The sequence below is a fragment of the Trichocoleus sp. ST-U1 genome (assembly GCF_039961835.1).
Classification (GTDB): domain Bacteria; phylum Cyanobacteriota; class Cyanobacteriia; order Cyanobacteriales; family FACHB-T130; genus FACHB-T130.
In genome coordinates this window covers 34,290-59,973 of the sequence record NZ_JAMPJZ010000008.1, presented here as the reverse complement: position 1 = coordinate 59,973, position 25,684 = coordinate 34,290, and the positions used below count along the sequence as shown (strand labels likewise).

19 protein-coding genes are annotated in these 25,684 nt (G+C 45.9%); 11 read left to right on the top strand and 8 right to left on the bottom strand.

Translation table 11 applies throughout. The features are described 5' to 3' along the window. Nucleotides 1-101: 101 nt before the first annotated feature. Both NDA06_RS05100 and NDA06_RS05095 read right to left on the bottom strand, forming a co-directional pair. Nucleotides 102-1,775: a sodium:solute symporter family protein gene (locus tag NDA06_RS05100; RefSeq protein ID WP_190533006.1), complete on the bottom strand. Its 1,674-nt coding sequence runs from the start codon at nt 1,773-1,775 to the stop codon at nt 102-104. Between the two features lie 8 nt (nt 1,776-1,783). Then, the gene (locus NDA06_RS05095) at nt 1,784-2,038 is read right to left on the bottom strand and encodes a DUF4212 domain-containing protein (protein ID WP_190984559.1); all 255 of its coding nucleotides are present in this window, start codon (nt 2,036-2,038) and stop codon (nt 1,784-1,786) included. A gap of 395 nt (nt 2,039-2,433) precedes the next feature. Between NDA06_RS05095 and NDA06_RS05090 the strand changes: the two genes are divergently transcribed. Then, nucleotides 2,434-4,512 (top strand): PAS domain-containing sensor histidine kinase, encoded by a 2,079-nt coding sequence (locus NDA06_RS05090; RefSeq protein ID WP_190984558.1) that lies wholly within the window; start codon nt 2,434-2,436, stop codon nt 4,510-4,512. A gap of 62 nt (nt 4,513-4,574) precedes the next feature. Here NDA06_RS05090 and NDA06_RS05085 read toward each other — a convergent pair whose 3' ends face one another. Further along, entirely contained in the window at nt 4,575-5,009 is a 435-nt protein-coding gene (locus tag NDA06_RS05085; protein ID WP_190984585.1) for a DUF2358 domain-containing protein, read from the bottom strand. A 458-nt stretch (nt 5,010-5,467) separates the two neighbouring features. On the opposite strand from NDA06_RS05085, the gene NDA06_RS05080 reads away from it, so the two are divergent. The 5 genes from NDA06_RS05080 to NDA06_RS05060 all read left to right on the top strand — a co-directional run bounded on the left by NDA06_RS05080 (nt 5,468) and on the right by NDA06_RS05060 (nt 14,384). Then, nucleotides 5,468-7,384 (top strand): PAS domain S-box protein, encoded by a 1,917-nt coding sequence (locus NDA06_RS05080; protein WP_190984584.1) that lies wholly within the window; start codon nt 5,468-5,470, stop codon nt 7,382-7,384. 349 nt (nt 7,385-7,733) lie between these two features. Beyond that, nucleotides 7,734-11,108, top strand: coding sequence for an EAL domain-containing protein (locus tag NDA06_RS05075; RefSeq protein ID WP_190984557.1), 3,375 nt, complete (start codon nt 7,734-7,736; stop codon nt 11,106-11,108). 218 nt (nt 11,109-11,326) lie between these two features. Beyond that, a complete protein-coding gene (locus NDA06_RS05070) occupies nt 11,327-11,947 on the top strand; it encodes a cytochrome b N-terminal domain-containing protein (protein WP_190984556.1) in 621 nt (206 codons plus the stop codon). Between the two features lie 36 nt (nt 11,948-11,983). After that, nucleotides 11,984-13,465: an FAD-dependent monooxygenase gene (locus tag NDA06_RS05065; RefSeq protein WP_190984555.1), complete on the top strand. Its 1,482-nt coding sequence runs from the start codon at nt 11,984-11,986 to the stop codon at nt 13,463-13,465. 61 nt (nt 13,466-13,526) lie between these two features. Next, nucleotides 13,527-14,384: an alpha/beta hydrolase gene (locus tag NDA06_RS05060; RefSeq protein WP_190984554.1), complete on the top strand. Its 858-nt coding sequence runs from the start codon at nt 13,527-13,529 to the stop codon at nt 14,382-14,384. A 172-nt stretch (nt 14,385-14,556) separates the two neighbouring features. Here the strand turns inward: NDA06_RS05060 and NDA06_RS05055 are convergent, their stop codons facing one another. Next, nucleotides 14,557-14,685, bottom strand: coding sequence for a hypothetical protein (locus NDA06_RS05055; protein WP_277878238.1), 129 nt, complete (start codon nt 14,683-14,685; stop codon nt 14,557-14,559). A 189-nt stretch (nt 14,686-14,874) separates the two neighbouring features. Between NDA06_RS05055 and tcmP the strand changes: the two genes are divergently transcribed. The 3 genes from tcmP to lysS all read left to right on the top strand — a co-directional run bounded on the left by tcmP (nt 14,875) and on the right by lysS (nt 18,981). Beyond that, entirely contained in the window at nt 14,875-16,173 is a 1,299-nt protein-coding gene (tcmP, locus tag NDA06_RS05050; protein WP_190984553.1) for a three-Cys-motif partner protein TcmP, read from the top strand. 70 nt (nt 16,174-16,243) lie between these two features. Further along, a complete protein-coding gene (locus tag NDA06_RS05045; RefSeq protein WP_190533027.1) occupies nt 16,244-17,272 on the top strand; it encodes a radical SAM protein in 1,029 nt (342 codons plus the stop codon). Nucleotides 17,273-17,460: 188 nt separating this feature from the next. Beyond that, nucleotides 17,461-18,981 (top strand): lysine--tRNA ligase, encoded by a 1,521-nt coding sequence (gene lysS / locus NDA06_RS05040; protein WP_190984552.1) that lies wholly within the window; start codon nt 17,461-17,463, stop codon nt 18,979-18,981. Nucleotides 18,982-19,143: 162 nt separating this feature from the next. On the opposite strand, the gene NDA06_RS05035 is transcribed toward lysS, so the two are convergent. Next, entirely contained in the window at nt 19,144-19,746 is a 603-nt protein-coding gene (locus NDA06_RS05035; RefSeq protein WP_190413462.1) for a glyoxalase-like domain protein, read from the bottom strand. A 461-nt stretch (nt 19,747-20,207) separates the two neighbouring features. Here NDA06_RS05035 and NDA06_RS05030 point away from each other — a divergent pair, with 461 nt between their 5' ends. Both NDA06_RS05030 and NDA06_RS05025 read left to right on the top strand, forming a co-directional pair. After that, on the top strand, nt 20,208-20,879 hold the full coding sequence (locus tag NDA06_RS05030) for a sigma-70 family RNA polymerase sigma factor (RefSeq protein WP_190413460.1): 672 nt from the start codon (nt 20,208-20,210) through the stop codon (nt 20,877-20,879). Beyond that, a complete protein-coding gene (locus tag NDA06_RS05025) occupies nt 20,869-21,978 on the top strand; it encodes a tetratricopeptide repeat protein (RefSeq protein ID WP_190984551.1) in 1,110 nt (369 codons plus the stop codon). The genes NDA06_RS05030 and NDA06_RS05025 overlap by 11 nt, the downstream gene beginning before the upstream one ends. Nucleotides 21,979-22,059: 81 nt before the next feature. On the opposite strand, the gene NDA06_RS05020 is transcribed toward NDA06_RS05025, so the two are convergent. From NDA06_RS05020 to NDA06_RS05010, 3 genes are all read right to left on the bottom strand, one after another. After that, nucleotides 22,060-22,890 carry a hypothetical protein gene (locus tag NDA06_RS05020; protein WP_190984550.1) on the bottom strand — a complete coding sequence of 277 codons (831 nt, stop codon included), beginning with the start codon at nt 22,888-22,890 and terminating at the stop codon, nt 22,060-22,062. A gap of 156 nt (nt 22,891-23,046) precedes the next feature. Then, nucleotides 23,047-23,901: a DUF2267 domain-containing protein gene (locus NDA06_RS05015; RefSeq protein ID WP_190413454.1), complete on the bottom strand. Its 855-nt coding sequence runs from the start codon at nt 23,899-23,901 to the stop codon at nt 23,047-23,049. A 278-nt stretch (nt 23,902-24,179) separates the two neighbouring features. Next, nucleotides 24,180-25,658, bottom strand: coding sequence for an ATP-binding protein (locus tag NDA06_RS05010; RefSeq protein WP_190984549.1), 1,479 nt, complete (start codon nt 25,656-25,658; stop codon nt 24,180-24,182). Nucleotides 25,659-25,684 lie beyond the last annotated feature (26 nt).

Genomic DNA, 25,684 nt, shown 5'->3' with positions numbered 1-25,684 from the left:
ATACCATTTTGTTGTAGATCTGCCGCTTGTGCCAATTTTGAAGTTATGTTGCGGCGCTTGTTTGGTCGTTCAAACCCCCAAATCTAAAATCCAAACGAGGATCAATGGCTTGACGAAGCGACTGGTTCCCCACCCGGCGTGCGTAACTCTTCCACCATTTCCTGTATTTCCAGCGGCGGTGGCGGAGTTAGACGCGAAACAACCCAGGTGACAACAAAGTTGATCGCCATGCCCAAGGTGCCAATTCCCTCAGCAGAAACGCCGAAAAACCAGGGTGACATTCCATAAAATTTGACACCCGCAATGTAGGAAATGGTAAAGATAAGACCGACTAACATCCCGGCGATCGCGCCTTCCCGATTTGTCCGTTTGTCGAAGATACCTAAAATGATGACTGGGAAAAAGCTGGCTGCTGCCAAACCAAAGGCAAAAGCCACTACCTGCGCCACAAAACCGGGGGGATTGATGCCGAAGTATCCGGCAATTGCGATCGCAAACCCGACCATAATTCGACCCACCATCACTCGCAGCGATTCTGACGCACCTGGATTAATGATGCGGTAGTAGATATCGTGAGCAACCGCACTGGAGATTACCAAAAGCAACCCGGATGCTGTAGACAGCGCCGCCGCTAATCCTCCCGTGGCGACCAAGCCAATCACCCACGGAGCGAGTTTTGCCACTTCTGGTGTCGAGAGAACGATAATATCCGGATCGATGCCGATCTCGCTAGTAGCTTTATCGGGCGTTAGCTGAATCCGCCCATCCCCGTTCTTATCTTCAAAGGTAAGCAGCTTGGTGTTTTCCCACTTGTTCACCCAGTCGAGTTGATGAATTTCCTGAATCGTCTGGTTGTGCAAACTGTCGATCAGGTTATAACGGGCAAACGTTGCGAGCGCGGGGGCGCTAGTGTAGAGTATCGCGATAAATAGCAGCGCCCAACCCGCTGAGTAACGCGCCGCACGGACATCAGGAACTGTGTAAAAGCGCACGATGACATGGGGAAGTCCCGCCGTTCCCACCATCAAAGCAATGGTGGTAAACAAAACATCCAGCATCGATTTGTTGACAAACGGTTTGGTGTATTCCTGAAAACCGAGGTCAACCTGGATTTGGTTTAATTTAGGGACAATATCGCTAAAAGGGAACGCCAGTTGGGGGATCGGGTTGCCGGTAAGCAGCATGGCGATCGCGATCGCGGGAATCAAGTAGGCAATAATCAACACGCCGTACTGTGCCACCTGAGTCCAGGTAATCCCCTTCATTCCCCCTAAAACGGAGAAAAAGCCGACAATCACCATCCCAATGATCACGCCAGTGCTTACATCCACCTGCAAGAAGCGGCTGAACACAATTCCCACACCCCGCATCTGTCCAGCGACGTAGGTCATGGAAACAAAAACTGCCGCCACAACTGCCACTAAACGGGCGACATTGGAGTAATAGCGATCGCCCACAAAGTCCGGCACCGTATATTTACCGAACTTCCGCAAATAGGGAGCCAGCAACAACGCTAGCAGAACATAGCCACCCGTCCAACCCATCAGATAGATCGAGCCGTCGTAACCCAAGAAGGAAATCAACCCTGCCATTGAGATAAACGACGCCGCCGACATCCAATCTGCTGCTGTTGCTGCACCGTTGGCGATGGGTGGAACTCCACGTCCCGCCACGAAAAAGCCTGCACTTTCTTTAACGCGCGACTGCCAACCGATGTAGAGGTACCCAATGAAAGAAAGACTAACCAATAAAATAGTCCAGATTTCAACTGACATTCTTTCTCTCACTCATCGATATCGTATTTGCGATCGAGCTTGTCCATCTGCACGGCGTAGATGAAAATCAGCCCTACAAAGACAAAAATAGAACCCTGCTGTGCCATCCAAAAGCCGAGAGGAACGTTACCAAAACGCACCGCATTCAATGGCTCAACTAACAGAATGCTAAAAACGAGGGATACTAGCGCCCAAACGATCAAAAGATTCCGAATTAAAGCAGTATTGGCTTGCCAGTAAGCCTGACGTTTATCTTGATGCATAGATTTTTGCGGTTGCCAGAACCTCAAAAGAGAATAATTTGATTAGATTATCAGGAGTGGACGCGATCGCGCTCTTTTGATGCAGCCACCTAGCAGCGAAACATCTCGTAAAACTAAACGTAAAATCCCGGAGGGAGATAACTTCAGTTCCTACAAAATCCGGGTTTTTGAAGATTTACACTTACATGCTCAGCGTATACCGCAATGCTCCAGCTTCTTAAACTTAGGAAGTGGCAGAAAATCCGCGATCGCTTCCGAGTAAATACATAAATTGGGATTCTAAAAACAAAATGCAAAATTTTGTAAGAATTGGGATGAATACTCTGCATTATTTGTCGGAAGCGATGGGAATACTAATAAAAGATAACGGGGAGTAAACATCCAAGAGGGCTACTGTGAACAATCCCAAGCATCCAAGCGAACCGACTGAGCCGCTGGCGAAAGCAGAGTCCGAACTCAATGCATTTTTTAACCTGTCCCTCGATCTGTTAGGCATTTGCGGGCAAGATAGGTACTTCCAGAAACTCAACCCCGCCTGGGAGAGCGTTTTGGGCTGGACGCTGGAAGAATTGATGTCGCGCCCTTGGATTGAATTTGTCCATCCAGATGATGTTAATGCAACGCTAACCGCATCCGGAGAATCTGCTGACAATGCGATCGCTCATTTTGAAAATCGCTATCTCTGCCAGGATGGCAGCTATCGATGGCTGTCTTGGAGAACGTTACCGCATCAAAATGGATGCTTCTATGCAGTTGCCAAAGATATCACCGAGCATAAAGCCGTTGAGTTAGAACTACAACAACTCACCGCCCAAGTTAAGCAACAATCCACAAACCTCGACCAAATTCTCTCAGCTTCTCCAGATCGGATTTATCTGATCGATAGAGCGGGAAAATATGCCGATACTAGCGTTGCAGGTGCCAAGGCACTGGGGTTCCAGCGTAGTGACATAGTGGGGAAGACATGGCAAGAACTCGGCTTGCAACCGGAAAATATGGGGTCAATTGAAGCGCACCATCAGACAGTATTTTCTACTGGGCAACCGATGACTGGCGAAGCTTACCTTCCCGCCATCGAGGGTTTCAGGCACTACGAGTACAATATCACCCCCATCCATAATCCAGATGCCAGTGTGGATGCAATCCTCAGCACTGTCAGAGATATTACCAGTCAAAAGTGGGCAGCCGCCGCCCTAAAAGAAGCCAACGAAGAACTAGAAAAGAGAGTAGAAGAGCGTACAGCAGAATTACAACAGGTCAACGAGCAACTCCGGGACGAAATTAGCCAAAGCCTGCGACACGCTGCGCTAAGCCAGCGTGCAGAAGCAGCACGGCGCGAGAGCGAAGAAAGATTTCGTCGAGTTTTTGATGATGCTCCTATCGGTATCACCTTAGTCAGAAAACCTGACTATCGGTTTTTCATGGTAAATCGAGCCTTTTGTGAAATTTTGGGTTACACGGAGTCAGAACTGACAACCCTTGACCTTTTTGATATTAACCATCCTGAAGATTTGGAAATAGAAACGCCTTATCTCAAGCAAATCATTCAGGGAGACATAGACAGCTATCAGCTTGAGAAACGTTATATCAAGAAAAACCAAGAAATTTGCTGGGTGAAGTTAACGGTAACGGTAATCCGAAATGAAATTGGAGAAATCCTCTATGAATTAGGCATGGTTGAAGACATCACCGAGCGGAAACGAGCCGATGCTGAAATACGGAATGCGATGGAAAAAGAACGGGAACTCTGCGAACTGCGTTCTCGCTTTGTTACCACCGTATCCCACGAATTTCGCACCCCGTTGAGCATCATCATTCTATCTGCCAGATTACTAGAACGTTTCCCACATCAAGCAAGTGAAGAAAAAAAACGCGAGTATTTTGCTCGCATTCAAGCAGCTGCCAAAAATATGACCCATCTATTAGATGATGTGTTGTTTATTGGTAAAGCCGAAGCCAAGAAGCTCGCCTTTAATCCAGCACCTTTAGATTTAGAAAAGTTCTGTCACGACCTCGTGGAAGATATCCAAGTGACAATTAGCAAGCAACACGCGATCGCTTTCGCTTGTCAAGGTCAAAGTACCCATTTTTGTATGGATGAAAAGTTGCTTCGGCAAATTTTTACTAATTTGCTTTCAAATGCCATCAAGTATTCCCCGAAAGGCGGCAATATTCAGTTTGACTTAGTTTGCGACCAAGGAACAGCAGTTTTCTACATCCGAGACCGAGGAATCGGCATTCCTCCCGAAGCCAGAACGCGGTTATTTGAATCTTTTCATCGCGCTGATAATGTGGGGACGATTCCGGGTACTGGATTAGGACTTTCTATCGTTAAAAATTGTGTGGATTTACACGGTGGAAAAATTTCAGTAAACAGTGAAATTGGAGTGGGAACGACCTTTGCTGTTACCCTTTATTCAAGTAATTGTGGGTCTAAAGTAGAGGCAATTAATTCTCTCGTTCAAGCTTCATAAAATCTATAAATTATTTTTATCAAAATAATTTATAAAATCAAGGCATTCATTTAAATTTGAGCTTAGATATTTCCTCCCTTTTCTAGGAACTGCTTCAAAATCTCGCTGGGTTTGCGATCCCATGTATCGATGTGATTGTAAATTAACCCATCTTTATTAAGTTTATACGTAGAGTAGCCATTAAAAAATAGGCGAGGTTTCCACGGAAGGCGCAAAACACCGCGTACAGTCCAATTCGCCCTAATCGTCTCTTCGTCTATCTGCGCTACATCATGAAGGTCGAAAAATATTTCTGTAAAAAATAGCTGCGCGTGAAATCGCAGCGTCCAAAAGATAATCCGATAGTTGAATTTCCATTTAAATTTATTCACTGGATCTTCAAAATAGATATCCTGTGTATAAATGTCGTAGGAAATATCTCTTTGAAAAAGCATGGGTAGATCATTTTTAAGCGTTTCCACCACTTGTTCTACTTGTAATTGATATTCCACCCGCATTCTCTCCTCAACCAGCGGCACAGTGATGATTTTAGCGGTTTTTTAACTTCTTTTTTTGCAGAAAACCGGATTCTAGACCAGCTGCGATTTTACATTGATTTTCAGCGATTGCTTCTTGTCTATGGATGCGATCGCTTACAAAGTAATAAAAGATCCGAAATTCTACAGTAGACGGTATCTCCAGCTAATGCTGTGTCAGGGCGTTAGCGACAAAGATTTCTAGTCAAAAGTCTTCTGCCTAAAAATAAACTGATAGTTGCTGTCTAGATGACCTGCTAGCTATCCGTAATTTCTCTGAAATCTGTCGATTAACACATAAATAGTCAAAGTCGATTGTTTGCACAAATTGTAAGCAAATTGTTACCTTATTCATGAAAATCAACAAATATATGAAATATTCCAAGAGTAAGATACAAATTGAATATTAAATGTAAAAACTATTACAGCCATAAATCTTGATGCTAAAATTTGTGCAAAATTTTTTGTCAAAAGATTTTATTCCCCACGGGCATTGTTACCTGTGGAAGCCTGGATTAGTGTGGCTGCACATTACATCTGATATTTTGATCGCAGTCGCTTATTATTCGATTCCAATCATGCTGGTATATTTTGTCTCCAAAAGGCGAGATATGCCCTTTTATGGGATATTCCTGTTGTTTGGAACATTCATTGTTGCGTGCGGTACGACGCATCTAGCAGAGGTGGCGACGCTGTGGCATCCGTATTATTGGTTATCAGGATTCTTGAAAGCCTTTACGGCTGGGGTTTCTGTGTATACGGCGTTGATGCTAATGCCCTTAATTCCTCAAGCACTTGCATTTCCTAGTCCAGCGCTATTGGAAACTGCCAACAACACACTAGAAAAGGAAATTGCCGAGCGCCAAGCCACTGAAGAAGAACTACGAAAACTCACATTAGAGTTAGAAAGACGAGTTGAAGAAAGGACTGCGGCGCTACAATCTGCCAACATCTTGTTACAACAGGAAATTGTCGAACGCCAGCAGACAGAAGCGGCGTTACGGGAAAGCGAAGCGCAATATCGTCGCATTGTCGAAACCACGACTGAGGGAATCTGGGTTCTCGACACCGCAGGCAATACATCTTTTGCGAACAATCAGATGGCCCAAATGCTAGGCTATACCATCCCTGAGATGCTAGGTCAGACTTTATTTGCATTCATGGATGAAGAAGGTCAGGCGATCGCGATCGCTCAGATGGAACGTCGCCGCCAAGGAATTAAAGAACAACATGACTTTAAATTCACCCGTAAAGATGGCTGTAACTTGTGGGCGATTGTTGCTACAAATCCCATCTTCGATCAAACAGGACAATACATCGGTGTCTTAGGAATGATTACCGACATTACCGAACGTAAAGCCGCCGAGGAAGCCTTACGGCAATCGGAAGCGCAATTGAGACAACAAACAAACCAGCTAGAACAAGCTTTTCGAGAACTTCAACAAACCCAAGCGAAGCTCGTTCAGAGCGAAAAAATGTCCAGTTTGGGGCAGTTAGTCGCCGGAGTTGCTCACGAAATTAATAACCCAGTCAACTTCATCTACGGCAATATCACCCACATCAGCGACTATACTCAGGAACTGCTCAACCTGCTGTCCCTCTACGAGAAACACTATCCTCATCCGGTTCCTGAAATTCAAGCCTATGTAGAGATGAGCGACTTCCAATTTATGAAGAACGATCTCCCAAAGCTGCTGGCGTCGATCAAGGTGGGGGCAGAACGCATCCGCCAAATTGTCTTGTCGCTGCGTAACTTCTCCCGACTGGATGAAGCGGAAATGAAAGTCGTTGATATTCATGAGGGAATTGAAAACACTTTGCTGATTTTGCAGCATCGCTTGAAACAAGTCGGAGGCACTTTAGGCATTCAACTGGTCAAAGAGTATGGCAAGTTGCCGCTAGTCGAGTGCTACCCAGGTCAGCTCAACCAAGTGTTTATGAATATTCTCAGTAATGCAATTGATGCCCTCGAAGAGGCAATCGGCAATGGGTCATGGGTTGTGAATCATGGGGAAGAAAGTACCCATGAACAATTACCTACGATTCTGATTCATACTCAAATGCTAAACACCAATCAGGTAGCAATCTACATCGCTGATAACGGCCCTGGTATGAGTCAAGAGGTGCAGCAACGAGTGTTCGATCCGTTCTTTACCACAAAAAGCATCGGCAAAGGCACGGGGTTGGGGTTATCCATTAGTTATCAGATTGTGGAAAAACACGGTGGTCAATTAAAATGTATTTCCGCAGCGGGACAAGGGGCAGAATTTACCATCGAAATTCCCATTCACCAGACCAGTCGGCAGCCTGCTTTAGTGAAGCCATCTGCCTTGTTTTTAGAGCCGTATAAATCTTGATAAAATTTATAAAAAATTAGGCAGCTCTCTGCTAAAGACAATAAAATCCCCGTATTTTCACGGTTGCTGAATTTTGCAGTTGCTCCAGCTAGAATACAAAAATTTAAATGAGCAGCATTTTTGCTACCGAGCCAAGTTGTAAATAGATTAATTAAATAATCTTTGTGATCCTGTATACAGACTAACTTTCTACATCTAAAAATTAATAAAATTAAAAACTTATTAAGGGAATTTGTGACAGAAAAACGAAATTTTTGTGACTTAGATCCCTCAAGAACCTATGTAAATTAAGGTAAAAGTAAAAATTAAGAATATAAATATAGCTAACCCATCTGCGGAAAAACAGAATATGGTAAACCTGAGCCGGATAGGTATATTTGAAGCTATATCCCAAAAAATAACCAAAGCTAGTGCCAACAAAAATGTCGCCAGCATCGAATCTGGAGAAATATCCTGGGTGAAAGCGCCTATGCCTAGCCACGAAGCAGCAAGGCTGAAAGCCCTCAGGCAGTATGAGATTCTTGATACCGATCCCGAACAGGCTTTCGACGATCTAGCTCGTGTGGCTGCACATATTTGCGGAACACCGATTGCGCTGATCAGCCTCGTCGATGCGAATCGGCAGTGGTTCAAGTCAAAAGTCGGTGTGGAAGTATCAGAAACACCGCGAGATATCGCCTTTTGCTCCCATGCTATTCTGCAACCCGATTTGTTTATCGTCTCAGATGCACTAACCGACCAACGGTTTGCCACGAACCCTTTGGTAACGACTGACCCCAATATCCGCTTTTATGCAGGTGCGCCTTTAATCACACCCGCCGGTTATGCGCTGGGAACGCTGTGCGCGATCGACTTTGTGCCGCGTCAACTCAAGCCTGAGCAGCAAGAAGCCCTCTTATCACTGAGTCGTCAGGTCGTAGCGCAACTGGAACTAAGACGTAATTTAGTAAATATGCGACAAGCGATCGCTGAGCGCTTGCAAGCAGAAAGTCTCTTAGCTAGTCAGAAGCGTGTACTGGAAATGATTGCTAGAGGAGACTCTCTCAATAGCGTCCTGAACGTCTTATGCCGCAATATTGAGAAACATTCCAGTAAAATGCGATGTTCCGTTCTACTTCTGGATGAAAATGGGCGCAATCTCCGCCATGCCGCAGCACCTAGTCTTCCAGAAAGCTATAATCGTGCCCTTGACGGAATCGCCATTGGGTCGCGTGTTGTTTCTTGCGGGACAGCTGCCTATTGGAAGGAGCCTGTAATTGTCTCAGATATTGCCATCGATCCGTTGTGGCAAGATTACCGCGAGTTAGCGTTGAGCAACGAACTGCGAGCTTGTTGGTCTACACCAATTCTTAATTCGGATGGCAAGGTGTTGGGTACTTTTGCCATGTACGACTCCCAGCCTTGCACCCCTAATTCTTATGATTTACAACTGATTGAAATAGCGACAAACTTAGCAGGAATTGCCATTGAGCGCCAGCGGACAGAAACCGCACTCCAGAAAGCGCACGAAAAGCTAGAAAATCGGGTTTGGGAACGAACCCAAGAGCTAGAAAAAGCGAATCAGACATTACAAGCCGAAATGGAAGAGCGCCAGCGAGCAGAAGCGGCGCGGCGGGCATCAGAAGAGAGATTCTTTAAAGCCTTCCGTTCCACTCCTGACGCAATCACTATCAGTACGGTGGCAGAGGGACGCCTTGTTGAAGTCAACGATAGCTTGCTAAACATTACTGGTTATACCCGCGAAGAAATCATCGGTCGCACCACAGTTGAGCTGAAGATTTGGGCAAATCAGGAGCAGCGCGATCGCATGAAGCAGATATTGCTAGAGGAAGGGTCTGTTCGCAACATAGAATTTACCTTCCTTACAAAATCAGGTGAGGCGCGTGTGGCATTACTATCAGCAGAGATTATTGACTTTGACAATCAGCAATGTCTCCTCGCTGTGAGCCGAGATATTACCAGCCGCAAGCAAGCAGAAGAAGCACTTAGAGTACAACAAGAGTTTCTTCGCAATGTGATTGACTCCACCCCAAATTTAATTTTTGTCAAAGACTGGGACGGAAAATTTACTCTGGTTAACAAAGCATTAGCAAGTATTTATGGAACAACCGTTGAAAATTTGCTTGGCAAAACCGATGCAGATTTCAATCCGAATTTTGAGGAAGTAGAACGGTTTCTCTCTGATGACAGAGAAGTGATAACAGGAGAAACGGAAAAAATCATTTCTGAGGAGACCCTCACCGACTTTACAGGCAACGTGCGTTGGTTTCAAACCACTAAGAAGTCTCTAGTCTCGCCAGATGGAAAAGCCCGACAAGTGCTGGGTGTTGCTACAGATATTAGCGATCGCAAACTGGTAGAGGATCTATTAATCCACGATGCCTTTCACGATAAGCTGACAGGTTTAGCCAACCGCGCTCTATTCATGGAGCGGCTCGGACATTTGGTTGAGCTGACAAAACGGCGTCAAGATTACTTGTTTGCTGTACTGTTTCTGGATCTCGATCGCTTTAAGGTGATCAATGACAGCCTTGGACATACAATCGGCGATCAACTACTTGTCGAAATCGCTTACAGGCTCCAGAGGTGTCTGCGTCCTGGAGATATGGTTGCCCGTCTTGGGGGAGATGAGTTCACGATTCTTCTAGAAGATATTCAAGATGTGAGTGACGCCACCCGCGTTGCGAACCAAATTCAAAATGAACTCGCTTTACCTTTTAACCTAAACGGGCAGGAAGTCTTTACCAGTGCCAGTATTGGCATTGCCTTTAACACTACATATTCTCACCAGCCGCAAGACCTCTTACGCGATGCCGACATTGCCATGTATCGTGCTAAGGCATTGGGTAGAGCGCGTCATGAGGTCTTCGACATGACGATGCACACTCGCGCTGTGGAACTTTTGCAGTTAGTAACTGACTTGAGGCAGGCTGTTAATCGCCAAGAGTTTCTACTTCACTACCAGCCCATTGTTTCGCTCTCCACAGGTCAAATTACTGGATTTGAAGCTCTAGCGCGCTGGCAGCATCCAGAACGCGGTTTGATTTCTCCAGCTGAGTTTATTCCAGTAGCAGAGGAAACTGGACTAATCGTTCCTATCGGTTGGTGGGTATTACAGGAAGCGTGCCGTCAGATGTATGTATGGCAAAAACAACTTGTTAATGATTCATCATCCGGTGTTCCTGGCAACAAACCATTAACCATCAACCATCAACCATTAACTATTAGCGTAAATCTATCGAGCAAACAGTTTACGCAACCTCATCTCGCTCAAGCAATCCATCAGATTTTAGAGGAAACAGGTTTAGATCCTGGCTGTTTGCGGTTAGAAATTACTGAAAGCGCGGTGATGGAAAATGCTGAATCTGCGATCGCTACCCTCTTACAATTGAAAAAACTAGGCGTCCAGATATATATTGATGATTTCGGCACGGGTTATTCATCTTTAAGCTATCTGCACCGATTTCCGATTGATACGTTGAAAATTGACCGCTCTTTCGTCGGTAGAATGAGCAGTGATAGCGAGAATTGGGAGATTGTCCGTACCATTATCACACTGGCTCACAACTTGGGTTTGGATGTGGTGGCAGAAGGAGTAGAAACAGCAGAGCAACTTGCCCAACTCAGAACCCTGCAATGCGAGTATGGACAAGGTTACTTTTTCTCCCGACCTCTGGATGTTGCATCTGTCGAGACATTCATGGCGGCAGAGCATCAGTGGTGAGAAAAATCGGCTGTTTTGTTCTGAGAATGTGGATTTTCCTAACACCCTATAGAGACAGTAACGAGAGCATCCCCTGAATTGCGTTCCGGGTCTTGGCGTATGCGTTCTCTTTGCTGCTCGTTTTCCTCACAAATTTAATAATTTCTTGGGTTCAAATCAGAAAAAATAAATACAATAAGTATAAATACATATTCAACCGAAAAAGGTTGGAGTTAGCCATGAACAATGTGCAGTACGCTTTTGTACTTCGACGACTGGCTACTATTTTGGCTGTAGCAATTTTGTCTTTGAGCCTGACAGCAGCCGTCACCGGAATTCTTCTATCTTTCTACTACGAACCGACCGCAGGTGGAGCCTATAATTCCTTGACGGAAATCAAATCAGAGATTCCCAATGGTTGGCTAATTCAGCGTCTCCATGAGATTGCTGGAAATGGATTGATCGGGGCTTCTCTGATAGCGATTGTTGTGATGTTTCTCGGTGAAAAATTTCGCCGAAGCTGGCTGACCGCTTGGATTAGCGGAATTTTATTAACTTTGGTAGCGATCGCGCTTGGTTGGACTGCCATGCTTCTCGATTGGACACAGTTAGGGTACTGGCGTTTCACCATCGAATTAGGCACAGTAGAAGCCGTCCCTGGAATTGGTTCCCTACTCCGAGAAATCCTCACGGGGGGTGGAGCCATCAATACGGTAACAGTTGCCCATTTGTACACGTTGCATAGTTACATTCTTTCAATTGGGGCACTGATTCTGGCAGTGATTCATCTCGGAGGACTATTGCTACAAGAAAAAGAAGAGAAGCAGACGCTGATAGAATCAGAAGCAAAATTAAGCTGACATACATCTAAATCACCCAAAAAAACTCAAACGTCTATGTCCGTCCCTCACCAACTGGCGGTTGGCAGCAATAGACAAGCCATTGTCATCGGTGGCAGTATGGCTGGGCTACTGGCAGCGCGAGTGCTTGCCGAACGCTTTGATCAAGTGACGATTATTGAACGCGATCGCATCCCAGACAAACCGGAGACACGCCGCGGTGTACTCCAAGCCCACCAAGCTCACGTTCTGCTGTTGCGGGGTCAGCAGATTTTAGAGCAAATGTTTCCTGGATTGGGTGCTGAATTAGCGGCTGCTGGCGCTACTGCTTTGGACTGGACGTTAGACTGTCCCATGCTAGATTTTGGCGGCTGGGCACCCCGCTTTTCCTCCGGACTGGTGACTCGTGCTTGTAGCCGGAACCTCTTGGAGTGGACGATTCGCCGCCGACTGGCTGCTTACAGCAATGTACGCTTTCTGGAAGAATGCCAAGCAACCGAGTTGTTGTCCGACACCAGCAAAACTAAGGTGACGGGCGTACAGGTGCAATTTCACAACCACGGGCAAAACACTAGCGCCGCAGATGTAGAGACGCAAAATTCCGCGTCTCTAGCAGCCGATCTGGTCGTGGATGCAACTGGACGGAATTCCAAAACCCCTGAGTGGTTAAAGGCATTAGGTTACACACCGCCTCAAGAGACAGTCATTAACTCATTTTTAGGCTACGCCAGCCGTTGGTATCAGCGCCCAGCTGATTTCCAAAGCGATTGGAAATCAATCGTGGTGTGGTCTAAACCTGGGGAAAACTCTCGCGGTGGGCTGCTTTATCCCTGTGAGGGTGACGCTTTTGTGATTACCCTGGCTGGTTTGGGTCGAGACTATCCACCCAGCGACGAAGCTGGCTTTTTGGAATTTGCCCGCAGCTTGCGATCGCCCATTCTCTACGAAGTGGTCAAACAAGCCCAACCGATTTCACCCATCTACTGTCATCGCGGCACAGAAAACCGCCTGCGTCACTACGAACAATCCAGATTGCCAGAAAACTTTGTCGTCTTAGGTGATGCCGTCTGTTCCTTCAATCCTATCTACGGTCAAGGTATGACCGCGGCGGCGATGGCTGCGTTAACGCTGGAGGAGTGCTTGAAAGAGCAATTTCAGCGTCACTCTCAAGACGATTTAACGGGTTTAACGCGGCGCTTTCAAAAGCAACTGGCAAAAGTGAATCATATCCCTTGGCTGATGGCAACAGGCGAGGATTTCCGCTGGCCTACGACCGAGGGCGGTCAAGCCGATCTGAAGACCCGATTTATGCAACGGTATCTGGATCGTGTGAGGTTAATCACGATTGAGAGTCCCGTAGCCTTCAAAGTTTTCATAGAAGTCCTGCACCTGCTGAAACCACCCACGGCGTTGTTTCAGCCTCGTATCTTAGTGCAAGTGCTAAGGCAGTTCATCAATCGGCGTCAGCAAGATCAACCGAATGTTAATGAACTATCTCTTCCGAACCTGCCGTCTTCTGCTGTTGATTCGTTAACCTGAAGAGTGTTCGCATCGGCGATTCATCGCCGATGCCATGATTACAACAGCAAAGGAGGTATCTATGTCTGTGCTAGAGGGTTCTTGGAAGCACGAATATATCACCAGCAACGGAATTAAGCTGCACTACGTCACCCAGGGAGAAGGCCCTTTGATGCTGATGCTGCATGGGTTCCCGGAATTTTGGTACTCCTGGCGGCATCTAATCCCCGAATTTGCCAAAGATTATAAAGTCGTCGCCCTTGACTTGCGCGGCTATAACGACAGCGATAAGCCAGCAGCTCAATCGGCTTATGTGATGGATGAATTTATTAAAGATGTTGAAGGGGTAATTAAGGGACTCGGATATTCTAGCTGCGTGCTGGTGGGACATGACTGGGGGGGCGCGATCGCTTGGAATTTTGCCTACGCATACCCCACGATGGTGGACAAGTTGATTGTGCTAAATCTGCCTCACCCTGCCAAATTTGCCGAAAATATGCGTAATCCTCAACAACTATTACGCAGTTCCTATATCTTCTTTTTTCAGCTACCGTGGCTACCAGAATTTCTCTTACAATCCTTCGATTACCAATCGATTGAAACGGCTATCACGGGTATGGCTGTTAATAAGAATGCCTTCACCAAAGCCGATCTGGATGCCTATAGACAAGCTGCTGCAAAACCCGGTGCCCTGACAGCCAGCCTGAACTATTATCGCAATCTTTTTCAGCAGAGAATGCTCAGCCAAGATTGGAGTATTCTCCAGGTTCCTACCCTAATGATTTGGGGAGAGCAAGATACTGCACTTGGTAAAGAACTGACTTACGGAACTGAAGCGTATGTCAAAGATTTTACGATTAAATACATTCCCGACTCTAGCCATTGGGTGCAGCAAGAAAAACCACAACTGGTTACTCAATATATGCGAGAGTTCCTTTAAGCTACCAGCGGCTAACCGATTGCTGATTCTGCAACTTTTTAAATTAGCTTACTTTGCTGCTGAGATTAGCTTTCAAGGTGCCAATCAAGAGGCTGAAGCTGCTTTTTAAATTCTAAGCAGCTCCAGCCTTAAAGCGACAGATTGCCAATCTATCAACAATATTACCTTAGTCTCATCTAATAGCGATCGCGCTTTCCTGGCGATGTGGGGAAAATGCGATCGCGTTGTTGTAGTGGATGAGGAAGGATGCGATCGCTTTACTATAAAAGTTAGCCTGTAATCTTGGTGTGCCTGGATGCAATTTCTTAACAGCGGATGGGAATACTACAAGAGAGGCACGATCACGTTTAGCACGTAAACATTGACATAGAACAAGCGGCAGCTTTCTCAAATTCGGCAAATTTCCCTTGTTAGACGGTGCATCTGTAACACCTTAGCTAGTAGTCTGGCAAGATAGTAAAATTACCAATTTTTTGTGGAGATAATTAAAATGAGTGGTTCGCAAGCAAAGTGGAGTGCTGATGGGAGCTATATACATCCCCTAGACACTCATACCAAAGCGAAGCATCAAATTCTTGAAGAGTATATTGAAAATCTAATTATTACGCTTTATGGAAAAGGTAGGTATGGCGAAACAACGTTTACTTTTATCGACGGATTCTGTGGTGGTGGTATGTATGACGATAAAGATAACAATACCGAATGGCAAGGTTCTCCCCTAAGAATTATTAAAGCTGTTCGAGAAGGGTATAAGAAGTCAAGGCGTCAGTATCCACTAAATGTAAATTTTATTTTTATAGATAATAAACAAGATCACTTGGATTGCCTAAGAAATTATTCTATGCCAAAAGCGGGGTTTGGTAATTTAGTAGATTCCTTATCACATGAATTTAAGTGTGATGAATTTGAAAGTTTATTAGTCGAAAAATGCGAATTTAGGTGTGGCGAATTTGAGGATTTAGTAAATTGGTGTGTTTTTACTGTAAGTGCTCGTAAGGGTCACTCATTCTTTCTACTCGACCCCTTTGGGTGGACTGATATTTCTATGGCTAGTATTAGACTTATAAATTCTATTACTGGTTCGGAAATACTTTATACCTATATGATAAGGGATCTTAAAAGATTTGTTATTGGTAAGCATGGAAGAGATACAGCCACCTTTAACAGAATTTTGGAAGCAGATGGATATTATGAATCAGTAAATTTAAAAAGTCTAGATGAACCTGCTGAGCAACGTTACCTTAGAAATGAATCTTTAAGATTATTCAGAGAAAAGGGCAAGGCTAAATATGCACACACATTTTCTCTTATACCAAAAGGGTATATCGTAGTTATATATTACCTTATGCATTTCTCTCAAAATTTAACAGCATTACAGGTTATGAAAGACACTTTATGGAAGTATAACAACTTGTGTCATTTATTTGAATTTGAAGTTTATGGTTTTGGATTAAAAACTGTAGATCATTATAAACAATCTCCAAAATTAGATTTTTACATAGAAGGTACCATTGATAGTCATAACGCTTGCATAGAAACACTAGATCGCGAGATAGGTCAACTGATCCGTAGTAATCATGAAGGAACTCAATTTCGCCAGATTTGCAATGATACTATGCAACAAAATCCAGCTAATAAAAAGCATTATGAGTATTATCTTAATAGATTAAGAAGAGATAAAGAAATTGAAGTTGTAAGAAAAGGTAAAATTATAAGGGGCGAAAAAATAGAATTGCAGAACAATGATATAATTAGAGGAACTGGTAACAAGCAAATATATTTATTCTGAGGATTAATTTAAAGTTTCGAGGGAAATATAAATGTCAGGATAATCTTAAATTTTATTCTTGGTATGCCATATGTCTATTGTAAAAGGAAGCGAAAAAATAGTTAATCCACTTCAGAAAAGTGCGCTTAACAAGAAAGGACTTTGTGATTATGTAATCAATGTAGCATCAGGTTGTTTACATGGATGCACTTTTTGTTATGTACCTTCGACTCCTGCAATTCGGACAAGGCAAGCAGAGCTTCGGGAAAAAGGAGTAACTGATCCTCAGATGGACTGGGGACAGTATCTTTTTATCCGTGAAGAGATACCTGAGCGGCTAGAAAAAACCCTAAGCCGTAAAAAGTCTTGGCACGAAACACCAGAAGGTAGAGGTGTAGTTCTACTCTGTTCAGGCACAGATCCATATCAAAACAAGCAGACTGCAAGTGTAACTCGTGGTGCTGTTGAAGCTCTATTGAGGCATAACAAACGAGTCAGAATTCTAACTCGTAGTCCTTTATGGGTAAATGACCTCGACATTCTCAAACATCCCAATGTGATTGTTGGTATGAGCCTCCCATACCTAGATGATGAACTCAGTAGCAAGATTGAACCTCACGCACCTCCGCCTTCTGAACGCTATAAAGCTTTTGTGAAAGGTCATCAAGCTGAGTGTCGGTTGTATGTTGCAGCTGCTCCTACTCCTCCAAAAATGGCTTTAGATGACTTTAAAAGGTACTTTGAAAAAATCATGCAATTTGAGCCAGAAGTTATCTTTTGGGAACCCATCAATGCTCGTGGGACTAATGGAAAACGGATGGTAGCAGCAGGATTAGAATTTGCCAGTTCAATTATGACTAGACACTCATGGGCGGAACGCTTCAAAACACAATGGGAAGAAATTGAAGCAGCTGCCAAAGAGATAGGATGTATTGATCGGCTTCATATTTGGCCCGATCCTGAATTGAGAGGGTATGTTGAGGACGCTAAGTTAGAGCATTGGTTGTATAAGCCAACCGTGGAAAAATGGGATGACAGTGTGACAGACTTACCATCCAAAGCGAAATCTACTTCTGCCAGCCGCAAAAAGTCATCAAAAAATATCGTTACCGTTCCCTGAGAATAATCAGCAGATAACTTTCACTTCTGCTCTCAGTTTTTCTTAAGTGACTGCCTTAGAAAAGCCATTTGGCATAAAGTAGCGAGCGATCGCGCCCCTCCATCCTCCACCGCAAAAAGAAGTCACAATAGTTAACAGACTTGCCTAGAGCATCTAAAATCAAAGATTGCCCCTAAAAGTTCCTTACCATGTCCTCAGATGATATCCGCGCCACGCGGTTAGAGAAAATCGAACAGCTAAAGCAACTGGGAATGAATCCCTACGCTTACCAGTGGGAATCCAGCCATCATGCGGCTCAATTGCAGGAAAAATACGCAGATTTGCCAAGCGGTGAAGAAGTTGAAGTAGAAGTCGCCATTGCTGGACGCATTATGGCGCGTCGCGTCTTCGGCAAACTTGCCTTCTTTACCTTGCAAGACGAAACTGGCTCGATTCAGCTGTATCTGGAGAACAAAAGAATCGATGAAGGGATGGCGGATGTCCCGGATGCCTTTAAACACCTAAAGGATCTAACAGATGCCGGGGATATTCTGGGAGCCAAGGGGACAGTTAAACGCACGGAAAAGGGTGAGCTATCGGTTTACGTCAAGCAGTACGCGATTCTCACCAAGTCGCTGCTGCCTTTACCGGATAAGTGGCATGGATTGACGGATGTAGCTAAGCGCTACCGTCAGCGTTATGTGGATTTGATTGTCAATCCGGAAGTGCGGGAAACCTTCCGCCGCCGCGCTCTGATTACCGCCGGAATTCGCCGCTATTTGGATAAACTCGGCTTTATTGAAATTGAAACGCCAGTGTTACAAGGAGAAGCTGGCGGTGCGGATGCGCGTCCTTTCATCACCTATCACAACACGCTGGATATGGAGTTGTATCTGCGGATTGCCACAGAACTCCATCTGAAGCGGCTAATTGTGGGTGGATTTGAGAAGGTGTTTGAACTGGGGCGGATTTTCCGGAATGAGGGGATTTCTACTCGCCACAATCCCGAATTCACCACGATTGAAGTTTATCAAGCCTACGCCGACTATCAGGACATGATGGCGCTGACGGAGGGAATTATTACCACTGTGGCGCAAGAGGTGCTGGGGACGCTGGAAATTACTTATCAAGGTGAGCCGATTAACTTAACACCGCCTTGGCGTCGCGTTACCATGCACGACTTAGTGAAGGAGCAAACTGGCTTAGATTTTACCGCTTTCCCAACGCTGGAAACTGCCAAAGCAGCAGCAAGTGAGGCAGGTATCGGAGGCGCAGAAGAATGCGAATCGATTGGCAAAATCCTTAACGAAGCCTTTGAGCAAAAATGCGAACCAAATCTGACTCAGCCGACGTTTGTGCTGGATTATCCGGTGGAAATTTCTCCCCTGGCTAAGCCGCACCGCTCGAAACCAGGATTGGTAGAGCGATTTGAGCTATTTATTGTCGGACGGGAGACGGCAAATAGTTTCTCAGAATTAACCGATCCTATCGATCAGCGTGAACGACTGGAAGCGCAAGCGGCGCGGAAGGCAGCGGGAGATTTGGAAGCGCAAGGCGTGGATGAAGATTTCCTGACAGCGCTGGAGTATGGAATGCCGCCGACAGGTGGTTTAGGGATTGGGATTGACCGCTTAGTGATGCTGTTAACCGATTGTGCCAGCATTCGGGATGCGATCGCTTTCCCTCTCCTCAAACCCGAAAAATCCGACGCTACCCCAGAATCAACCTAACCCCTGCCCCTTCCCGACTAAGGAAGGGGAGAATTAAAAAGAACCCAACAACCCAAAAATTTCTTCCTTTTCCCTCCCATTAACAAACATTTCTCCCTAACCCTCCCCTTGTAGAGGAGGGTTAGGGAGAAATAGGGAGGGGTTAAGGAAAGGTGAATATCGCTAATTCGACACTTCTGCCATTTCAATCACGCGACCGTCCAAATCTTTTACCAAAAAATTCAATGGTTTGTCGCGGCGAATTTTGTGCTTGACGCCCCGCATTTGCACCCGCATCAGCACCATTTCTAAACAATCGTGGTCAAAACAAACGTGCCGTTGCTGGTTTTTCTTCCCCAAACTGGCTCCAGAAATTACGTGCAGTTGGGTGTTCTTCTTGAGCTGATACCATAAACCTTCCGTACCATTCAGCTTTTGGGTAGCGGTGCTTCCTCCCAACGTGGGTGAGAGATAAAGCGGATCGATGGCGGTAGCTCCCAATGTTTGCTCGTAGTTGTAGTAGTAGTGCAACGGCACTTCTGCGACTGGCAAATCTAGCAAGCCTTCATAAAACTGTCGCGCCGTGTCTAAATCGGACACCATGACGGTATGGACTTTTGGGGCGCTGGTGAGAAACATCCACATAGCACCAGCGTAGGCTGCCAAGAGCATCACCATGATGCCTTGAGTAGACAAGAGACCATCTAGAGGTAATTCAGGGAAAAAAGCACCTAAATGAACGAGCTGAGGCAGAAGAGAAATCGTATCAATTGCTGCTAGAACCATGAACCTACAAGGCTTGAAGAACTCTATTGAAAACTAAACTTACGGTTGCACATAACACTTTGACTGTAAAGCAGTCAAGAGCGCTATTTAATTCTATCAAGCTTAAACGAGTCTCTAAAATACTCTGCAAGTCTGCCGAAGTTAATAAAACTGACGCAGCAAGTCATCTAGCTCGATACTGAGACAAGACGATCGCTACGATTTCAGATACCCGATTTCTCTATGAAGTCGGGTATCTTGCCTTTACAAAATGAGAAAGATAATCAGAAGGATGCGAGTTTGTTGAGCGCGATCGCTACTCCATTCATCGCACTGAAGCGATCGCATCAGCTAAAAAAATAAAGGGCGATTGGCACTCTTCCCACCGACTAAAAATACAAGTATCATTTCCATTCCTGAAAACACTAGATATATTAGGGATCGTTCCTGGATAGAATGACTCCAGTAAGTGATTCAAAATCGTGCAAATTCCTCATTTCCCTGAAAGCAATCATCCGATTGTCAAATCGCTGTTTCATTACAGCGATCAGGAATTACTGACTTTGTTTCAGCGCCATCCGGAGCAGGGGCGCTTCTTCGTAGCGCTTTTCAGTCGCTATAGTCCGATTGTTTATACCCTGATTCAGCATTTGGCGCGATCGCCTGTACAAGCAGACTACCTCTTCGCCCTCACCTGGCGGCACATCTACTTTGAGCTAGGCGGACTGGATTTGCGCGATGTTAGCGGGACTGGGATGCTAACGTTCCAGAACTGGCTGATCAACATTACTGCTGTATGTATCAACCAGGCAGAATTGCCGCCCGTGGAGTCAATTCATTACAACCTACAAGCGGCTTCCCCGCCCCTGTGGTGTTATGTCGAACAAGCGTTGGAGCGATTCCCGCCGATGCTGCGATTGATGGTGCTGATGGCGCAGACCTTTAACTGGAGTCATACGCGGATTGCCGCTTATCTCCAGGCAGAGGGAGAAACAATTTCTCCCGCACAGGTTCAAGTCAAGCTCCAAGAAGGGTATCAACTGTTAGAAGCTTCTTTACCAGAGGATATTCGCACAATTTATCTGGTAGGAGCAGCTAAGCAACAAAAAGGTGAGAAGCAAGAGGCAAGTGGAGCGATTAGCTATGAGTTATGAGGAGCGAGGGTGGTTGTTTGCAGCATTCGCCAAACTAGGCAAAAATAGGGCACAAAAAATAAAAGAGAACAATGCTAATAACTTGAGATTCTTTTCTGTTTCTTTTATCTTTTTACTGTTTACTTTTTACTTGCCGAGCAGTGCCAAAGCCGTTAGTATTGACCAACAACTCAGTATCCCCTTGAACAATGGCACCCAAGGATATGCGAGGGAAGATGCTGACCGACTGCTGCGATTGGGCGCACAGGAGGAACAGAGAGGGAACCTGGCAAAAGCAATTCCCTACTGGATACAAGCACTGGATATTTACCAACAAATAGGCGATCGGCGGGCAATCGGTCAGACATACGATTATTTAGGTCTTACTTACGCCCGCTTGGGACGCTACTTTGAGGCGGAAGATGCCCTGCGACGCCGGTTGGCGGTTGCCCGCGACGAACCAGACTTCCAGGGGCAGATTTATGGCTTAAATAACGTCGGCACCGTTTTGCTGCAACGAGGTGCCGTGCAGGCGGCTTCAGCAAGCTTTTCTGAAGCACTGGCAATTGCCCAAAGCATCAACAGCCAAGCCGGGGAAGGACTGTCTCTAAGTAATCTAGGATTGGCGGCGGCAAATAGCGGCGATTATTTGCAAGCGATTAAACGTTACGAAGAAGCCTTGATTTTTCGGCGTCGGGGGAAAGACCCGCTGGGCGAGGCGAATACAGTGAATAATTTGGGAGATGCTTATCTGGCACTCAATCAATATCGGGATGCCCAGATTTCATACCGTGGGGCACTGAGATTGGGTCGGCAAATACGCGATCGCTCAACTCAATATCGAGCGATTGATGGTCTGCTGGTCGTCTACAGCAAGCTTAGGCAGTATCAGGAGGGTTTTGAACTGCTCGATCGCCGCTTAACCTTGGCTCAGGAATCGCAAAATTTGCGGCAAGAACTAGAATCACTCAGGTTATTTGCTCAACTTTATCAGGTCAGCGGCAACCCAGTAACGGCGCGGACCTTCTACCAACGAGCGATCGTTTTGGCGCGTACCCTTGGGGATGAGCAAGAAGAAGCACTTTTGCTCAACAATTTGGCTCAAATTCGGATTAGATAAGCATTTGAATCAAAACACCAGAAGTGTAGGGACGCAAAGCTTTGCATCTCTACACTTCTGGTTGTGGAAATATCGAAATCGTTAGTTCACCAGGACATTACCATTTTCCTGAATGGTCATGGCATTTTTGTCAACACTGAGATCCGTTGTTTCCTCCAAAACCACCTCTAACATTCCCTGTTCGCCTGATGTTTGCGGAACGACTCTCAACAGTGCGCCATTCGGACGTTGGAAAGTCAGATTTAAAGGGGTTTTTAAGCCTTGGAGCGTAATATTATCTCTACCCGGTAGTCTTCTCTGATTGGTATCGCCCAGCACCTGGTAAGTAATGGGATCACCGGTTTGGTTAATCAGCCTGACATTCACCATCCCGTTCATGGGCATCACGTTAGAAGCGGGAGATTGTAGCTGTTCCGGGGCTGGTGCTTGAATCACAGCACCCGGTTGTGTCGGCGGTGCCATCTCAGCGCCCGGTCTTGGCGGCGCTGGGGATGTTGTCTCAGTTGCGGAACCTGGCTGGAGTGGCGGAGCGGCTGGGCAACCTGCGGGAGGACGAATGCCCGCTTGAATGTATCTAGATTCGTAGAAAATGCTAGGACAAGGATTTAGCGGCGAAGCACCCTGAGCGTTATTCTGCAATTGGTTGACATTGCTGGGAGTGGAGTTATTTTGCATCATGCGATCGCCACTTGCAGGCGGTTGCATCATGCGATCGCCACTGGCAGGTGGTTGCATCATGCCCTCTCCACTTGCGGGTGGTTGCATCAGGCGATCGCGAGTATCGCGCGGTTGGTCGATCTCCCCTGGAGCCGAGTTCATCTGAGCCAGCGCTGGTAAGCCAAAGAGCAAACTCCCACAAATCGCGCCTGCTAACGCTAATGTTTTTTTGATTGGCTGATGTTTGTGAATCATTATTGATTCTCCTTTAATTCAGTTTTTTAAAAGCATTTATACTGCCCGACTTCAGCAATTTGGTACTCGTCGGGCAGCAAAAAAAGATTTAAATTCTAGTCAGTAAAAGGCGAAAGTAAAGAATTTGCTCTTTTTACTTTTGCCTTTTTCAAAAAGTTAGGCTTGCTCCCAGAGTTCTCTAATTTTGTCGGGTAAGAAGCCAGCAATTTCCTGAATCCGTTCTTCGGACAATTCATCTTTTGTCGCCGAGAACACAGCCTTAATTGCCATTTCTGGTTCTACCCCTTGCGGCAAACCTGCTTCTTGGCGAATCCGGAATAGAAAAGTATCAGCCTTAATGATCAGGGGAGGACGAATCCGGCTAAGGAAATGGACAATTGGATTGGTATCCTGCCACAAGTCAGCAATTTCGTTTTGCAGCGCCTTATCTTCTGTCGGTTCTACTGGTTCATGCAGTTCAGAAGTCACCCGATCGGCGGCTTCATTCGTCATCATATCCCGCATGGTACGGAACACAACCTCACTGATATCTCTAGCATCAAAGATATCTTCCAGTTCGCCCCTGAACATCACTTTCTCTAGGAAGGGCATATCTTTTGTGGCAATGGGAACCACAGGACCTTCCTTAAGGGCTGCTGGCGGGTTTTCCTCCATTTTTTCCAACAGGCGTTGCCCTTTTTCGGTCAGTCTGGCACTTTTAAATTTAATTAGATGAGGTGCTAAACCATCAGAGGGATCGTAGGAATTGGCAATGCGGAAGTCGAACTCTTTCGGATTAACGACATCCGTGGTATCTTCCTGATTAGCGTAAGCATTGCCAGTAAATTCAGCATCGATATACTGCTTTTGATTTAAATAATCTAAGTGCCCCATCAGGTCGGTTTCTGTGACTTGTCTACCAGCGAAGTCTGCCGCCGTGAAGGCTACTTCATGCTTACCCGGTTCGCTGTCACCTTCGTGAATTTTTTTGAGTAAAATGTAGGCAACATCTTCTCTTAAGGGTATTGTCATCAGAATCTCCTTATATTTTGAATGTTGGATTTAGTAAACGTGGCGCTTTGCCCTAAGCTTGCCATAAGAAAGCGCTCGTATATAACGAGTAGAGCAATTGAAACTCAAAGAGAGTCTCAAAACCACTTTTGGGTCTAAATTTGGCTAAATTGCCTTAGCCGCTATTCAAGAAATTAGTAGGTCAAGCTTGATCCCTGCATCTGCCAGGGGAAGCATTTCTAAAGTAGAGTCTTCGGAAGGATGAGGAAGGGGATGAAAGATGAATGAATTTGTCCTTCCTAATATTCTTCTGTGGCTGCCGGTAAAGTGACGGTAACGGTTGTACCTTGATGGAGAATGCTTTCAATCTGGATGTGACCTTGGTGCGTTTCAACAATTGCTTGCGCGATCGCTAACCCTAATCCAGATCCCGTTACCGTTGTATTTCCCGCGATATGAGTTCTGGCTGGATCGACTCGATAGAATCGGTCGAAAATGTGTGGCAGTGCCGACTCTGGAATGCCGATGCCAGTGTCGCTGACTCTGACTTGCAGATGGGGCATCCCGTGGCGTTTCGTGGCGAGGCGATTCATGGTATCGATCCATTGCAATGTCACATCAACTTTACCCCCTGCTGGAGTGTATTGCAGGGCGTTACTAACCAGATTTGTGAAGAGACGCGCCAGCTGATCCCAGTCACCTTCAATAGCAAAGGCATCCTCTTCAAATTTGGGATTTGGGATTTGAGAGGGGAGATTTTCTTCCTCAATCATTCCCATATTTAAAATTGGCAATCCAAAATCGAGAGATAGCTTGACACCTTTCTCCGCAGCGACTAGCTGTTGTTCTTCAATCACCTCCATCAACAAGGCATCAAGGTGAACTTGAACCCAAGTGCGTTGTTTCATGCCACTATCCTGCCGCGCCAGAAATAGCAGATCGTCCACCAAACGCCCTAAACGCCTAGTAAGCCGTTCTACAACCTTCAGCTGTTGTCGGTAATGGATGGGTGCCTCCCCAGATGCTTCTACAAGATCGGGATCGTCCAGCGCCACCTGCACATTCGTTTGAATCATGGCAATCGGGTTCCGCAGTTCGTGGGAGGCGTCAGCGGTGAATTGTTTAAGCCGTTGGTAGGACTCTCTCACGGGTTCCATCGCCAAACCGGAAAGCCACCAGCCGCTAGTCGCCACAGAAATCAACATTAGTCCGGTGCCAAAAATCAAATCAACCATCAACAAGCGAGTCGGTTTGGCAACCTCAAACCAAGGATGGCTGACCCGCAGATATCCTAGTACCTGACGCCCCATTTGCACTCGTTGCGTCACCTGTCGCAAAAGCAGCTTGGAGTCCTTCGTTGCCTCCCTGGCCGAAGACCAAAATTCCGAGTCTAATATCCCTTGCCAGGAAGCCCGAACGACCGGCACGGTTTCACCAGTGCGGTTGAGATGAATGGGAATATCTAAAGGTTCGGAGAGAGTTGACCAGAGTAATTCACCTGTGGGGCTAAACCACTCTAGGTCGATGTGGTCGTCTTCAGCGGCTTCTGCATCGTTGCGAAAACTGGCTTCGACGTTGACGGATGAACTGCCATTCGGGGCGGTTTCAATCACGAGCGATCGCTGCACCACTTCCACTACATGATTGAGCGTGTCATCCACGCGCTCAATCAGCGTGTTGCGGACATACAAATAAACCCCAGTAGCAAATAGCAGTAGCAGTACCGCTGTAACAGCCGTGTACCAAATAGCTAATCGCCGACGAGTAGCTTGAAACATAAATTAACTCAATCTTTTGCCAATGC